This is a genomic window from Amycolatopsis sp. 505 (assembly GCF_031625235.1).
GTDB lineage: Bacteria > Actinomycetota > Actinomycetes > Mycobacteriales > Pseudonocardiaceae > Amycolatopsis.
On record NZ_JACKQP010000003.1, the window covers coordinates 40,482 to 53,365 of the forward strand.

At 73.2% G+C, this 12,884-nt stretch carries 12 protein-coding genes; 5 read left to right on the top strand and 7 right to left on the bottom strand.

Going from position 1 to position 12,884, the window contains the following annotated elements; translation table 11 throughout:
* Window positions 1–432 precede the first annotated feature (432 nt).
* The 6 genes from H5965_RS12045 to H5965_RS12070 all read right to left on the bottom strand — a co-directional run bounded on the left by H5965_RS12045 (window position 433) and on the right by H5965_RS12070 (window position 8,026).
* Window positions 433–1,641 (bottom strand): cytochrome P450, encoded by a 1,209-nt coding sequence (locus H5965_RS12045; RefSeq protein WP_310969731.1) that lies wholly within the window; start codon window positions 1,639–1,641, stop codon window positions 433–435.
* Window positions 1,638–2,171 (bottom strand): ATP/GTP-binding protein, encoded by a 534-nt coding sequence (locus H5965_RS12050; RefSeq protein ID WP_310970577.1) that lies wholly within the window; start codon window positions 2,169–2,171, stop codon window positions 1,638–1,640. Before H5965_RS12050 ends, H5965_RS12045 begins: the two co-directional genes overlap by 4 nt.
* A gap of 52 nt (window positions 2,172–2,223) precedes the next feature.
* Window positions 2,224–2,583: a DUF742 domain-containing protein gene (locus H5965_RS12055; RefSeq protein ID WP_310969732.1), complete on the bottom strand. Its 360-nt coding sequence runs from the start codon at window positions 2,581–2,583 to the stop codon at window positions 2,224–2,226.
* Window position 2,584: 1 nt separating this feature from the next.
* The gene (locus H5965_RS12060; protein WP_310969733.1) at window positions 2,585–3,001 is read right to left on the bottom strand and encodes a roadblock/LC7 domain-containing protein; all 417 of its coding nucleotides are present in this window, start codon (window positions 2,999–3,001) and stop codon (window positions 2,585–2,587) included.
* Window positions 2,998–4,314 (bottom strand): ATP-binding protein, encoded by a 1,317-nt coding sequence (locus H5965_RS12065; RefSeq protein WP_310969734.1) that lies wholly within the window; start codon window positions 4,312–4,314, stop codon window positions 2,998–3,000. Before H5965_RS12065 ends, H5965_RS12060 begins: the two co-directional genes overlap by 4 nt.
* Window positions 4,315–4,570: 256 nt before the next feature.
* Complete coding sequence (locus tag H5965_RS12070) at window positions 4,571–8,026, bottom strand: CHAT domain-containing tetratricopeptide repeat protein (RefSeq protein ID WP_310969735.1); 3,456 nt, start codon at window positions 8,024–8,026, stop codon at window positions 4,571–4,573.
* Between the two features lie 84 nt (window positions 8,027–8,110).
* On the opposite strand from H5965_RS12070, the gene H5965_RS12075 reads away from it, so the two are divergent.
* The 5 genes from H5965_RS12075 (at window position 8,111) to H5965_RS12095 (ending at window position 12,312) form a co-directional block, all read left to right on the top strand.
* Entirely contained in the window at window positions 8,111–8,473 is a 363-nt protein-coding gene (locus H5965_RS12075) for a hypothetical protein (RefSeq protein WP_310969736.1), read from the top strand.
* Window positions 8,470–9,276 (top strand): hypothetical protein, encoded by an 807-nt coding sequence (locus H5965_RS12080; RefSeq protein ID WP_310969737.1) that lies wholly within the window; start codon window positions 8,470–8,472, stop codon window positions 9,274–9,276. The genes H5965_RS12075 and H5965_RS12080 overlap by 4 nt, the downstream gene beginning before the upstream one ends.
* Before the next feature lie 22 nt (window positions 9,277–9,298).
* On the top strand, window positions 9,299–9,889 hold the full coding sequence (locus tag H5965_RS12085; protein WP_310969738.1) for a tetratricopeptide repeat-containing protein: 591 nt from the start codon (window positions 9,299–9,301) through the stop codon (window positions 9,887–9,889).
* Window positions 9,890–10,022: 133 nt separating this feature from the next.
* Window positions 10,023–11,357, top strand: coding sequence for an RICIN domain-containing protein (locus H5965_RS12090; protein ID WP_310969739.1), 1,335 nt, complete (start codon window positions 10,023–10,025; stop codon window positions 11,355–11,357).
* Window positions 11,358–11,445: 88 nt separating this feature from the next.
* Entirely contained in the window at window positions 11,446–12,312 is an 867-nt protein-coding gene (locus H5965_RS12095) for an expansin EXLX1 family cellulose-binding protein (protein WP_310969740.1), read from the top strand.
* Between the two features lie 4 nt (window positions 12,313–12,316).
* Here H5965_RS12095 and H5965_RS12100 read toward each other — a convergent pair whose 3' ends face one another.
* Window positions 12,317–12,796 (bottom strand): MarR family transcriptional regulator, encoded by a 480-nt coding sequence (locus H5965_RS12100; RefSeq protein ID WP_310969741.1) that lies wholly within the window; start codon window positions 12,794–12,796, stop codon window positions 12,317–12,319.
* Window positions 12,797–12,884: the final 88 nt, after the last annotated feature.

Here is a 12,884-nt window from a genome sequence, read left to right on the forward strand (position 1 = left end):
TTCTGCTCGCGGTGAGGTCGCCGAGACCGCGGCGAGCTGCTCGATCCGCCGCGACGAGATCGACAGGGCGTCCGCCAGCCGCCGCAGCCGGCCCGGCAGGTCGGCCCGCAGGTCCGCGTAGTGGAACCACGCCACCCGCGGCTCGTCGCGGTGGTCCCAGAACGTCCGCACGTGGTGGACCAGGTTCGCCAGGCTCACCCCGAACGAGACCGACGACGGCGTGGGTTCCGCGTCCACCCATACGTCGTCGCGTCCAGCCACGGGGAAATCTTCGTGAGCGGCCGGGGCAAGCTCGGCGGTGTCGAAGACCAGCAGCGCGCACAGCATCTGCATCCACGTCGTGCCGCACTTCGGCGGGGTCCGGCTCCCCGCGTGGTGAGCCGCCAGAATCCCACGGTCCCCGGTGCGCGGGCTATCCGCGAGCCGGGGGAATCACCAGGCCGGCGTGAACTTCACCGGCAGCGCCGCCAGCCCGCGGAACAGCGGTGACGGCCGCCAGGCCAGTTCGCCGGCCGGCACCGCCAGCCCGACGTCCGGCAGCCGGTCGAGCAGGACCTCGATCGCCGCCTCGGCGATGACCTTGGCGATCTCCTGGGCGGCGTACGGGCACCGGTGTTCGCCGTGGCTGAACGACAGGTACGCCTGGTTGCCGGTCGAGGCCTGCGGGACCGGCCGGACGAGCGGGTCCTGGTTGGCCGCGGCGAGCCCGAGGATGAGCAGGTCGCCCTTGCGGATCTGCCGGCCGCCCAGCCCGAGGTCGTGGACGGCGAACCGGCCCGGGAAGTTCTGCGTCGGCGTGTCCTCCCAGAGCACCTCGTTCAGCGCCTGGCCGACGCTGCGGCGCCCGCCGGACAGCGTCATCGCGAAGCGGTCGTCGGTGAGCATCAGCCGCAGGGTGTTGCCGATCCAGTACGCGGTGGGCAGCTGGCCCGCGTTCATCAGGTGCAGCAGATCTTCGGTGATCTCCTCGTCGGCGAGCCCGGCCGGGTGGGCCAGCAGCCGCGAGGTGACGTCCGGGCCGGGGGCGCGCCGCTTGGCTTCGACCATCCGCCGCACCTTGTCCCGGACGCGCGCGTACGCCTCGTTCGCGCCCTCGCCGGCGGCGTGCGTCCGGTAGACGTCCTGGACCAGGTCGGCGGTTTCCGCGTCCGGCACGCCGATCATGCGGGCCACGACGGGCAGCGGGATCCCGTCGGCGTACTGGGTGATCAGGTCGGCCTCGCCGCTGCCGGCGAAGGCGTCGACGAGCTGATCGGCCACCTGCTGGGCCCGGGCGCCCAGCTCGAACTGGTCGACGGCGCCGAGGGCCTCGTCGAGCGCCTGGGCCCGCCGCCGGTGCTCGGCGCCCTCGGCGAACATCATCGTGGGCTGGTGGGCCAGCAGCGGGAGCAACGGCCAGTCGGGCGGGACGCGGTCCCAGGCGTTCCAGCGCCGCGAATCGCGCCCGAAGACCTCCGGATTGCTGACGACGTACTGCACCTCGCGGTAGCCCAGGACCAGCCACGCCGGCACGTCCCCGTCGAGCAGCACCGGGGCCACCGGCCCGTGCACCCGCCGCATCTCCGCGTAGAGATCCGCCGACGTCTGCTGGAAACCCGGCCCGGACAACCGGGTGGCGAGGGCGGGCTGAGGGGTGTTCATGAAGTGGTCTCCCGGGCGGCGGACAGGGCGAAGAGGTGGTGGACGAGGGAGAGCAGGACGGTCTTGCTGGAGTCGCGCCGGCGGGCGTCGCAGTCGATCAGCGGCACGTCGGCGGACAGGTCGAGGGCCTGGCGCACCTGGTCGAGGGAGTGTTGCGGCTCGCCGAAGTTGTTGCGCGCCACGATGAACGGTGTCCCGTGGTGTTCGAGGCGGTCGATGGAGTACCAGGAATCGGCCAGCCGGTGGGTGTCCACCAGCACGACGGCGCCCAGCGTCCCGGCGAACAAACGGTCCCAGAGGAACCAGAACCGCTCCTGGCCCGGCGCGCCGAACAGGTACAGCACCATCTGCTCGTTCAGGCTGATCCGGCCGAAGTCGAACGCGACCGTGGTGGTGGTCTTGCCGGGCGAGGCGCCGTCGTCGATCCCGATGCCCGCCTGCGTCATGGTTTCCTCGGTGCTGAGCGGGCGGATCTCGCTGACCGACCGGACCATGGTCGTCTTGCCGACCCCGAACCCGCCGACGATCACGATCTTCAGCCCGTCCCGGGCGGTGCTCGGCAGCGGGGTGCGGACGTCCTGGTCAGAGCTTCTGCAGTCCAACGAGTACCTGCTTCAGGGTTTCGAGATCGGGCAGATCGGCGGCGGCGGGAGCCGAGGACGGGTGGCGGGCGGTGACCCGGCCGGTGTCGAGCAGGTCGCACAGCAGGATCTTCACGACGCTCACCGGCAGGCCCAGCTCCGAGGCGACCTCCACCATCGCCGTCGGGTGCCGGCACAGGTGCAGGATCCGGACGTGCTCGGACTGCATGCCCGGCACCGGATCGCCTTCGCTCACGATCAGCGTCACCAGGTCCAGCGCGCTCTCGTTCGCGCGGCTGCGCCCGCCGGTGACGGTGTACAACCGGTCCGGGTCCTCGCGGTGGAGGTCTTGCCGGCTCATGTCACCCGGCCGCCGTCGGCTGCTGGGGGCGGGCCGGCGCGGTCAGGTACTCGCCGAGCTGCTCGACGAGCTCGTTCATGTTGTGGCCGATGAGGCCCACGTCCGCGTCGTCGTCGGCGATCACGGCGAGGTGGGCGCCTTCGCCGGCTTCCACGATGAACAGCATCCCGCCGTGGAACTCGGTCATCGACTGGCGCACCCCGCCGGTCCCGTCGCCGAACTCGATGGACGTGCCGTACGCCAGGCTCTGGATGCCCGAGGCGATGGCGGCCAGCTGGTCGGCCTGGTCGACGGTGAGCCCGCGGGTGTGGCAGAGCTTGAGGCCGTCCTTGGACAGCACCAGGGCGTGCCGGGTGCCCGGCGTCTTGCTCCGGAGGTTCTCCAGCAGCCAGTCCAGGTCGTGGTCCGTGGTGTTCATCGGCTGTCCTCCGAGGAAGCAGAAGGGCGGGTTCCCCGGCCGGCCGCGTGGAACGCGCTGAACTTCGCGCCGGCGTCGGCCCGGGCGGGGGCGGGACTCGGCGCCGGTGGTGGCGGCGGCTTGGGCGCGGCGGCCAGCGTCTGCCCGCGGCGCCGCTGCGGCAGCCCGGACGATGAACTCTCCACTGTGGACACAGGCGCGGCGGCCACGGCCACCGGTTCGGGCTTCTCGACCGGAGGCACGACCGGCGGGGTGTCCGGTTCGGCCTGGGTGATCAGGAGCCGCGGGATCAGCACCACCACGCCGGTGCCGCCTCGCGCGGACGGCCGGAAGTGCACGGTCAGGCCGTGCTTGCGGGCCAGGCACCCCACCACGGCCAGGCCCAGCCGGGTCCCGGACAGCGTGGTCAGGTCCAGCGGCTCGGCGGACACCGCCCGCACCGCCCGCTCCAGTGCGGCGGGCCCCATGACCAGGCCGCTGTCCTCGATGGTGACCACCACCCCCGCCTGCACCTCCTCGACGTACACGTGCACGTCCTCCGAGGGAGGGGAGAAGCTCGTGGCGTTGTCCATCAGTTCGGCCAGGGCGTGCATGACGCCTTCGGCGGCGTACCCGGCGACCGCGACGGTGCTGGTCGAGTGCGTCCGCACCCGCTGGTAGGCGCTGATGCGCCCCATCGCGCCGCGCAGGATGCTCTCCATGACGATCGGCTTGGTCCAGCGCCGGCCGGACCGCGCTCCGGTCAGCACGGCGATGCTGTCCGCCAGCCGGCCCGCCTGCGCGGTGCTGTGGTCCAATTCGAGCAGATCGCCGAGCACGGTTTCGTCGTGGCGGCCTTCCATCTCGCGCAGGTCGGCCAGCATGCTGGTGGCCAGCGCCTGGACGCGGCCGGCGGCGTTGGCGCAGGCCGCCATCGTGGCCGCGCGCATCCGCTCGCCCCGGCTGATCTCCTGCGCGACCGTGTCCAGCAACCGCCGGTGGGCCCCGGCGACCGAGCCCGGCACTTCGGCGAGCGCGGTGTCCGCCGACGCGCCGTCGCGCACCCGCTGGACCAGGGCGGGCACCGTGTCGTCGGCGAGCCGGACGGCTTGGGCGTCCAGTGCCTCGATCCGGCCCCGGTACCGGCGCGCAACCTGCGCGAAGTGCGCGGCGAGCGTCACCGCGGCGCACACCACCGCCGCGGTCACCCCGCCGTACCAGGCCACCAGCGTCCGGTCCGCCCCCGACGCCTCGGTCGTCAGCCACCACCACCCCGCACCGGCGACGACGACGGCGACCGGCAGGACGTAGCGGGCGGGTAACTGCACTGACATCGATCAGGTCCTCGGGGGCGGTCGGAGACAGGACAACGGCGCGCGGCACCCGGATTTCGGGCTGCGCCGGGGTGTGGAACGGATTTCACGGAATGGGCAAGCGGGAGCGTCGCCAGGGCGAGGACGACCCTAGCGCCGATCTTTCCCGTCCGTAAGAGTCAATCTTCTCCGGCACATATTTCGCCGATCGCCGTCGTTTCTTGAAAGTCAATTACCGACGCGCCGGGAAACGCCCGGGAAACGGGGTACCGCCGGTTCACTGTCCGAAGTGGACGAACTGGGCCCACTTGCCCGGCTCGTAGGGCGACTCGTCCCGCAGCCGCTTCACCACGGCGTGCAGGGCGGCGGCCGTGCCCGCCGGGTCGAGGGTGCCGTCCGGCCGGGCGAGGGATCCGTAGACGCCGGCCGTGACGGTGGCCGCCGTTTCTTCGCCGATGGCCCACAACGTCGAGACCACTTGGCGGAACCCGGCGATCTGGAGGGCCGCGGCCAGGTGGCCGGCTTCGTCCGGCGCGGCCGCGTCGGGCATCGCGGTGTGGCACGCCGACAACACCGCCAGCTGGGCGTCTTCGAGATCGAGCCGGCTGATGCCGGTGGTGGTGAGCGGGCCGTCGGCGAGGAACAGCGCGGCTTCGCCGTCCGGGGTCGTGCCACCGTGGCAGGCGAAATGCGCGCACGAGTACTCCGTCAGCCGCTCCGTCACATTCCGGACGGTCGCCTGCGCGCCGGCCAGGATCGCGCTGCCGGCGGCGAACACGCTGACCATCTCGGCTTCGTGGACGGCGCCGGGCAGATCGGGCAGGCCGGTGACGTAGGCGGGACGTCGCTCGCAGGCGACGGCGAGCGGCCGGTGCGGGACCGGCCGCGCCGGGCGGCGGGCGTGCCGCAGCGCCCGGATCGTCGGGGTGCTGGAGGAGACCACGCGGTCGAGGACGGTCCGGCCGGGCTCGTCGTCCGGGTCGTGGTACCCGGCGGCGTGCAGCGGGCTCAGCGCGAGGGGACCGGTGGGGCACCACCACAAGCGCGACCCGGGCGGGACCCGGATCTCGTCGAGCACCGGCTCGGCCACGGTGTCCCACAGCCATTCCAGGTAACCCAGCAGCAGCTGCTCCCGCGGCCCGGAGGAAAGCCCGCCGGTGCCTTTCTGCGCGGTCGCGGCGAGGTAGGCCTGGGTGCGGTCGTGCGCTTCGGCGTGGGTCAAGCCGTCGAGCGGGATGACGTGGCTGCCGTCCGGGGTCAGCACGATGGCGTCACAGCGGATCCGGCTGACGTTCACCAGCACGATCGGACCGGCCGCCGAGGACTTCGCGAGTTCCGCGAACGGCGTCGGACGCAGGAAGCCGGCGAACCCGGGCCGGGTCCGGATATCGGCGACGACCGCGTCCCACTCGGCCGCCGCGGCCCGCCGGTCCGGGGCGTCCGGGTCCACGGCGCTCAGCCGGTCGGCCAGCTCGGGGTGGGCCGCCCGCAGCCCGGTCAGGTCGGCGCGGCGGTCCAGGACCTGGCTCCACCACAGGGAACGGCCGTGCTCCAGCAGTTCGACCGCGCGCTCCGGCCGGCCCGCGGCCAGTGCCGCCGCGGCCGCGTCACCGGCGAGCCCGGGCCACTGCGCGACGAGCTTCCCGCGGTCGGTCGCGGACAGCCCCCGCCACACCAGCTGCGGCAGGAGTTCCACGGCCTGCTCGTAGAGGCCGGCGACTTCGCCCGCGTCGTCACCGCGGCCGGCGCGCAGGTCCGCGAGCGTCACCAGGGCCCGCATCCGGTCGAACGACCGGCCTTCTGGCAGGGCCGAGAGGACCGCGATGGCGTCGTCCGGACGGCCGAGCGCGGTGTAGGCCTCGGCGAGGCCCTGGAGCGCGATCGTGTGCAGCGGCGCCTCTTCGCTCGTCGCCGCGCGGACTTCCGTGAAGGCGGTGACGGCGTCGAGGAGGTCCGGCCGGCCGGTGCGCAGCTGCCCGCGGTCGCTCAGCGCGAGGCCGGCGTTGAGCAGGGCGTGGACGTCGTACTCCTGGCGCAGTGCGGCGTCGAGGTGGTCGATCGCGGCGTCGAGGTCCGCCGGCTCGCCGGTGGCGAGGAAGCGCTGCCGCAGCCGGTTGCCGAGATTGGCCCGGGCGTTGGCGATCCGGAGGGGCCCGGCCGTCGCGACCGCCCGCTCGCCGACGGCGATCGCCTCGTCGAGGTCGTGCCGCCGCCCGAGGTGGCTGTAGCGGTAGAACAGCGCGCTGCCCAGGATGTGCAGGCTGGTGGTGCCGTGGGCGTCGTCGAGCTCGACGCCCCGGCGGGTGAGCGTGACCGCCTCGTCGAGATCGGCGCTGTCGCGATCCCGCAGGAACCGGTTGACCAGCGCGGCGGCGAGGTTGCCCAACTCCTCGAGCACGTCGGCCGGGCCGTCGACGGGACGGCCGATCGCGGCGCGCTGCAGGTCGATCGCGGCGTCCAGCTCGGCGCGATCGCCGGTGAGCTCGTAGCGGAGCATGAGCGCGGGACCCAGCCGGGTCTCGATCAGCCACCGGCGCGGGTGCCCGGCCGGCACCGCGGCCAGCAGGGCCTCGCCGTCGGCGCAGATGCGGTCCAGCAGGGCGCGGTCGCGGGTCTGCTGGTACTCCCCGAGCAGGCGGGAGAGCCGGTTTCCGTGGCGCACCAGCTCGGCCGGGTCGCCGGCCACCTCGGCGGGCGTGCTCTGCGGTTCTTCGGGGCCGGCGACGTACTCCAGGGTGACGCCGGGCGGCGGCTCGTACTGCCGCACCGGGCCGCGGGCCTCCAGCACGCTCGCCAGCCCGCGCTCGGCCGCGGCGCGGAGTTCCGCGTCCGGCGCGTGCTCGACGGCCTGCCGCAGGTAGTGCGCCGCCGTGTCGAGGTCGGCGACGTCGCCGGTCGACTCGTGGCGCTCGCGGTACAGCCGGCCGATGTTGTGCACGGTGATCGTCCAGACCTGGTGCCCCGGCGGGTAGACGTCGAGGACCTGGCGTTCGGCCTCGAGGAAGGCGTCGAGGGAGGCGCGGGTCCGCTCGTGGTCGTGCCGGAGGCGGCGGACGTCGGCCGCCACGGTGAGGAAGGGACGGCGGTTGCCGTCGTCCGGCGGGCACCGCCGCAGCGCCCGGTCGATCTCCTCCTCGGCGGCACCGAGGAGGGCGACGTCGCCGGTGGCCTCGATGTGGTGGATCAGGGCCGTGCAGCGCAGCGCCCCGATCGCCGCGCGGTCCGGATGATCGGCCGGAAGCGCCACCAGCGCCCGCTCCAGCAGCTCGCTCACCAGGCCGAAGAGGTGGACGGCGCCGGTCGACCCGGCCAGCAGGTGCAGTTCCCGGGTGGCGAGCACCGACTCCTCGGCGCGGGAGCGGTCACCGGTGAGCACGCCCAGCCGCAACGCGCTTTCGGCGATCGCGGCCAGCGAGAACGGGACCAGATCGGGCTGGTCCGCCCGCACGAGCGGCAGCAGTTCGCGGTAGTGCTCCAGGGCCCGGCCGAGGTCCGGCACCGAACCGGTGGCCTGGTGCCGCCGCATCCGCGCGTCACCGAGGAACATCAGGGTCGCGGGCCGCTCGGGCGCGTCGGGGGCGCACCGCTCGAAGGCGGCCGTGCCCGCGGCGATCGCCTGCTCGAGGGCGGCGAGGTCGCCGGACTCCTCGAAGGTGGCGAGCCACCCCTTGCCCTCCCACAGGGCACCGCCGACGAAATCGTCGTCCGCCTGCCCTTTCCGCCGCCCGAACACTGGCGCCCCCTCGCGACCGGTTGGCCACCGATGGTAGTGCGGATGGCTAGACTCCGTGATCGTCCGACGTCGGAAGGGGGCGCGGTGGACTCCGAAGCCGATCACCTGGCCTTGTGGTGCCTGCTGCTGCCCGAGCTGCGGACGGCGGCGCGCCGGAGCGGGGTGCTCGACCGGCTCGACCGCGACGCCGATCGGGTGAAACAGGGCGGTCCGGCGAAGACCGCGCTCAAGAAGTGGGGCCCGGTCGGGCCCGACGGCGCGCCGCGCAGCTGGGCGGACCGGCCGGCGCTCGGGATCGCGGCGCTGCCGGGCGGGGGCCGGGCGCCCGGCGTCGGCGCGGGGGAGTACGGCTGCCCGCTCGACCGGTGCGCCCGGGTGGCCACCCGGGACGAGAACGGCCACCCGCCGCGCTGCGCGGCCTTCAACGCCTCGATGCGGCCGAAGTGACCGGCTTCCTGACCGAGGTGGGCAAGCGGCTCGGCAACCGCTGGGTCACCGCGATCCTGCTGCCCGGCCTGCTCCTCGTCGCCGTGGTCGTCGCCGCGTCCACACTGGGGCACGGGCATCCGTTCGCCTTCTCCCGGCTGTCCGCCCGGGCCGAGTTCTCCGCCCGGCCCGCGCGGCTGGTCGTTCTCGCGGCCGTGGTGCTCGCCGCCGCCGGACTGGCCGGCACCGCCGCCGGTGGCCTGGGCAGGCTGGTCCAACGCTGGTGCCTGCGCGAACGGTTCCTGACCGGCGGGCTGCTCCAGCGGACCCGGTGGTCGCGGCGGAGCCGGGCGCTGGCCGCCGCGGACCGGGCCGGCACCCCGGTCGTACCGGCCTACCTGCCGCAGCGGCCGACCTGGCTGGGCGACCGGGCCCGGCTGCTCGAAGTCCGGGTCCGGGCGCAGTACTACGTCAGCGCGGCCCTGGTGTGGCCCAGGCTGTGGCTCCTGCTGGACGAAGACGCGAGACGCCCGATCACCGACGTCCGCACCCGCTACGCCGAGGCCGCGACGCTGGCCGGCTGGGGACTGCTGTACCTCGTTCCGGGTGTCCTGTGGTGGCCGGCGCTGGTGGTCGCCGCGGGGGTGCTGCTCACGGCGTGGAGCCGGCTGCGGGAAACCATGGCGGAGTTCGCCGACCTGGCCGAGGCGGCGATCGATCTGCGGCTGCGGGACCTGGCCGAGAAGCTCGGTGTCCCGCTGGGTGCCGAACTGGGGCCGGCGGAGGGCCGGTCCCTCGACGACCTCCTCGGCAAAGCCGGCTGAGACGTCTGCAAAGGACATACGGATGGGACTGTTCTCCAAGCGCCCCCGGGCCTTGCCCGCCGACCTCGAACGCCGGGCCCGGGCCGCGGGCGCGATGTTCGACGCCGGCCAGTTCGCCGCGGCGGAGCTCAGCCTGACTTCCCTCTTCGCCGACTGCGAGACCGCGGCCGGTCCGGAGCACCCGGGCACCCTGGCCGTGCTCGACCTGCTCGGCTCCACCCAGTTCCGGCGGGAGCGGCTGCCCGAGTCCGCCGTCAGCCACCGGGAGGCGCGCCGCCGGGCGGTGTCGGCGCTGGGGCCCGACCACCCGGAAACCCTGAAGTACGGCCACAACCTCGGCTGCACCCTGTCCGTGCTGCGGGCGTGGGACGAGGGCCTGCCGGTCCTGCGGGACGTGGTGAGCCGCCGGACCCGGAAACTGGGGGAGCGGCACCCCGACACGATCGACACCGCCAAGACGCTGGGGGCCGCGCTCTACATGACCGGTGACAAGCAGGCCGCCGCGGTCACCCTCCAGGCGGCGTACCACGCGGCGCTGAAGGCGTTCGGAGCCGATGACCCGCTGACGCAGGAAGTGGCGCACAACCTGCAGATCGTGCTGCGCAACCGGTGACCACGCGCCCTCGAACCGATTCGACGGCGGCTGCGGTGCCGGTGTAATTTTCCCCTCTCCTGCCTTGGCCCGGCTACCATTCTGGGCGAGTCGATCCGGCGAACCGGTTCGACCACCCGTGGAGAGGACACCGATGTCCGGCTCAGCGCACCAGGTCCCGAAGCCGTTCGCTCTGTTCGTCGTCCTGCTCGCCGTCCTGGCCGGCGTGCTGGTGCCCGCGGACCGGGCGCACGCGGCGGCGAACACGTTCACCCTCGGCGTCACGCGCACCGACACCGCCGGCCGCCCGCTGCAGCTGCACGGCCTCGGCATCGTCAAGGCCGGGAACACCTGGTACGGCTTCGGCGAGGACAAGACCGGCCAGACCACGGCGAACACCGCCTTCCAGGACATCCCCTGCTACACCTCGACCGATCTGGCGAACTGGACCCACCAGGGGATCGCGCTGGCGAAGCAGAGCAGTGGCGACCTCGGCCCGAACCGGATCGTCGAGCGGCCCAAGGTCCTCTACAACGCCGCGACCCGGACGTACGTGATGTACCTGCACATCGACAGCACGAGCTACTCCGACCAGCGGGTCGGGGTGGCCACCAGCCCGGCGCCCTGCGGCCCCTACAGCTACCGCGGGAGCTTCCAGCCGCTGGGCAACCAGAGCCGCGACATCGGCATGTTCCAGGACACCGACGGAACCGGCTACCTGCTGAGCGAGAACGCCGGCCGCAGCCTCCGCATCTACCGGCTGTCCGCGGACTACACGTCGGTGGCGAGCGCGGTGGCGACGCTGCCGAACCACGAATCCCCGGCCGTGACCGGCACGAACACCTACAACAGCCAGACCGCGAACATCATCACCGTCCAGGGCAGCGCGGCGACCACGTACCTCTACGCGGGCGACCGCTGGACGGGCAACGCCATGGGCAACTCGCCGCTGATCTGGCTGCCGCTCACGATCCGCGGCACGACGGTCAACCTCGGCCAGTACCCGAGCTGGAACCTCGACGCCGACGCGGGAACGTGGTCGGCGAACGCGGGGCTGCCCGGCGACGGGACGCACGTGCTGAAGAACGCCGGCAGCTCGCAGGTGCTGGACGCCTCGGGCGCGTCGACCGCGACCGGCGGCAAGGTCATCCAGTGGCCCGCGCACGGCGGCACCAACCAGCAGTGGCGGTTGACGAAGGTCGCCGACAACGTCTTCACGCTGGTCAACGTCAACAGCGGGCTGTGCCTCGACGTGCCGGACGGGTCCAGCGCGAGCGGAGTCCAGCTGCAGCAGTGGACCTGCACCGGCGGCGCCGGCCAGCAGTGGGCCGCGGATCTGGTGGGCAGCCTCACCGGCAGCCAGTACGTCCTGGTGAACGCCGGCAGCGGCCTGACGATCGGGGTGTCCGGGTCTTCCACGGCGAACGGGGCGCCGGTCGCCCAGCTCGGCGGGACGGGCGCCGCGAGCCAGGTGTGGACGGTCTCCTGAACCGGCCGCGGTTGTGTTAGCGTGCACACCGCCCGGCTGACCCTCGGGTGCGGTCTGTTGTGGACTGTCCGGCGGTGCGGGAGGTGCGGTGCGCGGACGCGCGGTGCTCGGGGCGATCGTGGCGTTGCTCGTGGTGGCCGCGACGGTCGTCGTCCTGGTCGCGACCCGGACCGGCGGCAGCGCACCGGCCGAAGCGGCGAACCGGGCGGACGCCGCCCCCGCGATGAGCACGGCCGTCACCACCACGCCGCGGGCTTCGACCCCGGCCACCACCACGACCCCGCCCGCGACGACTTCGACGTCGTCCGGTGCCGCGGCTCCGACGTCGGCGGCCGCGCCGCTCGCCGGGCGGATCAAGCCGGGCGTGTCCCACTCCGGCGTGGCCACCTTCTACGACACCGACGGCACCGGCGCGTGCGGGTTCGACGCGAGCCCGGATCCGTTGAACGCGGCGATGAACGTCGCCGACTTCGAGGGCGCCCAGGCGTGCGGGGCCTACGTCCAGGTCCAGGCGGCGGGTGGCGCGAGCGTGACGGTGCGGATCACCAACCTGTGCCCGGCGCCGTGCCGGGTGGGGCAGGTGGACCTGAACCCGGAGGCGTTCGACCGCCTCGGGGCGCGCAACCTCGGCGAAATCCCGGTCACCTGGAAGCTGGTGAGCTCGCCGTCGCCGAAGCAGATTTCCCTGCGCTACAAGGACGGCTCGTCCCGGTACTGGTGCGGGATCCAGGTGCTCGACCACCGCAATCCGGTGGCCCGGCTGGAAGTCGGCGTCGGCGGCAGCTGGAAACGCCTGCAGCGCACCGACTACAACTACTTCCTGTCGGAGAACGGCGCCGGGTGCGGCGGGCCGGTCGCGATCACCGACGTCTACGGTGAACGGCTGGTCCTCGACCCCCTGCCGGTCAAGCCCGGGGTCGGCCAGCCGACGTCACGGCAGTTCGCCCGGCACTGATCGCTCACTCCTCTTCGGCGGTCGCCGACAGGAAGGCCGCGAGGTCGTCGGTGAACCGCAGGAGCAGGTCGTAGAAGGTGCGGCGGTCCTCCGGTGCCCAGCCGGACAGGGCGTCGTCGAACCAGCCGAGCAGGGTGGAGATGTAGCGGTCGGCGATCTCGGCGCCGTCGGGGGTGAGCTCGACCAGCCGGGCCCGCCGGTCGTCGGGATCGGCCAGGCCGCGCACGAGCTGCCGCCGTTCGAGCACGTGCAGGTGCCGGGTGACGTGCGGCCCGGCGACCTGCATCCGGTCCGCGATCTCGCCGACGCGCAGCGCTTTCCCGGTCATGTGCAGGGCGAGGATGATCGACAACCCGGGCCGGTCGAGGTCGGCCCCGATCCGCCGCATCGCGCGTTCGCCGAGGCCGCTGCGGTTCATCAGGTTGCCCAGCTGCATGAGCCGGGGCAGCACGGCACGCAGGTCGCCGGCTTCTGTGTCGGCCATCACACCTCTTAGATAGCTAACTTAGGTATATAGTCGGTCTGGTCGGGGGTTGATCACGAGCATTGTCGCACCCCGGATTTGGATACCT

What these genes read in the sequence shown, in the direction of transcription:
- H5965_RS12045 (WP_310969731.1), bottom strand. Translation starts at nt 1,641, where the DNA reads ATGAACACCCCTCAGCCCGCCCTCGCCACCCGGTTGTCCGGGCCGGGT.
- H5965_RS12055 (WP_310969732.1), bottom strand. Translation starts at nt 2,583, where the DNA reads ATGAGCCGGCAAGACCTCCACCGCGAGGACCCGGACCGGTTGTACACC.
- H5965_RS12060 (WP_310969733.1), bottom strand. Translation starts at nt 3,001, where the DNA reads ATGAACACCACGGACCACGACCTGGACTGGCTGCTGGAGAACCTCCGG.
- H5965_RS12065 (WP_310969734.1), bottom strand. Translation starts at nt 4,314, where the DNA reads ATGTCAGTGCAGTTACCCGCCCGCTACGTCCTGCCGGTCGCCGTCGTC.
- H5965_RS12085 (WP_310969738.1), top strand. Translation starts at nt 9,299, where the DNA reads ATGGGACTGTTCTCCAAGCGCCCCCGGGCCTTGCCCGCCGACCTCGAA.
- H5965_RS12090 (WP_310969739.1), top strand. Translation starts at nt 10,023, where the DNA reads ATGTCCGGCTCAGCGCACCAGGTCCCGAAGCCGTTCGCTCTGTTCGTC.
- H5965_RS12100 (WP_310969741.1), bottom strand. Translation starts at nt 12,796, where the DNA reads ATGGCCGACACAGAAGCCGGCGACCTGCGTGCCGTGCTGCCCCGGCTC.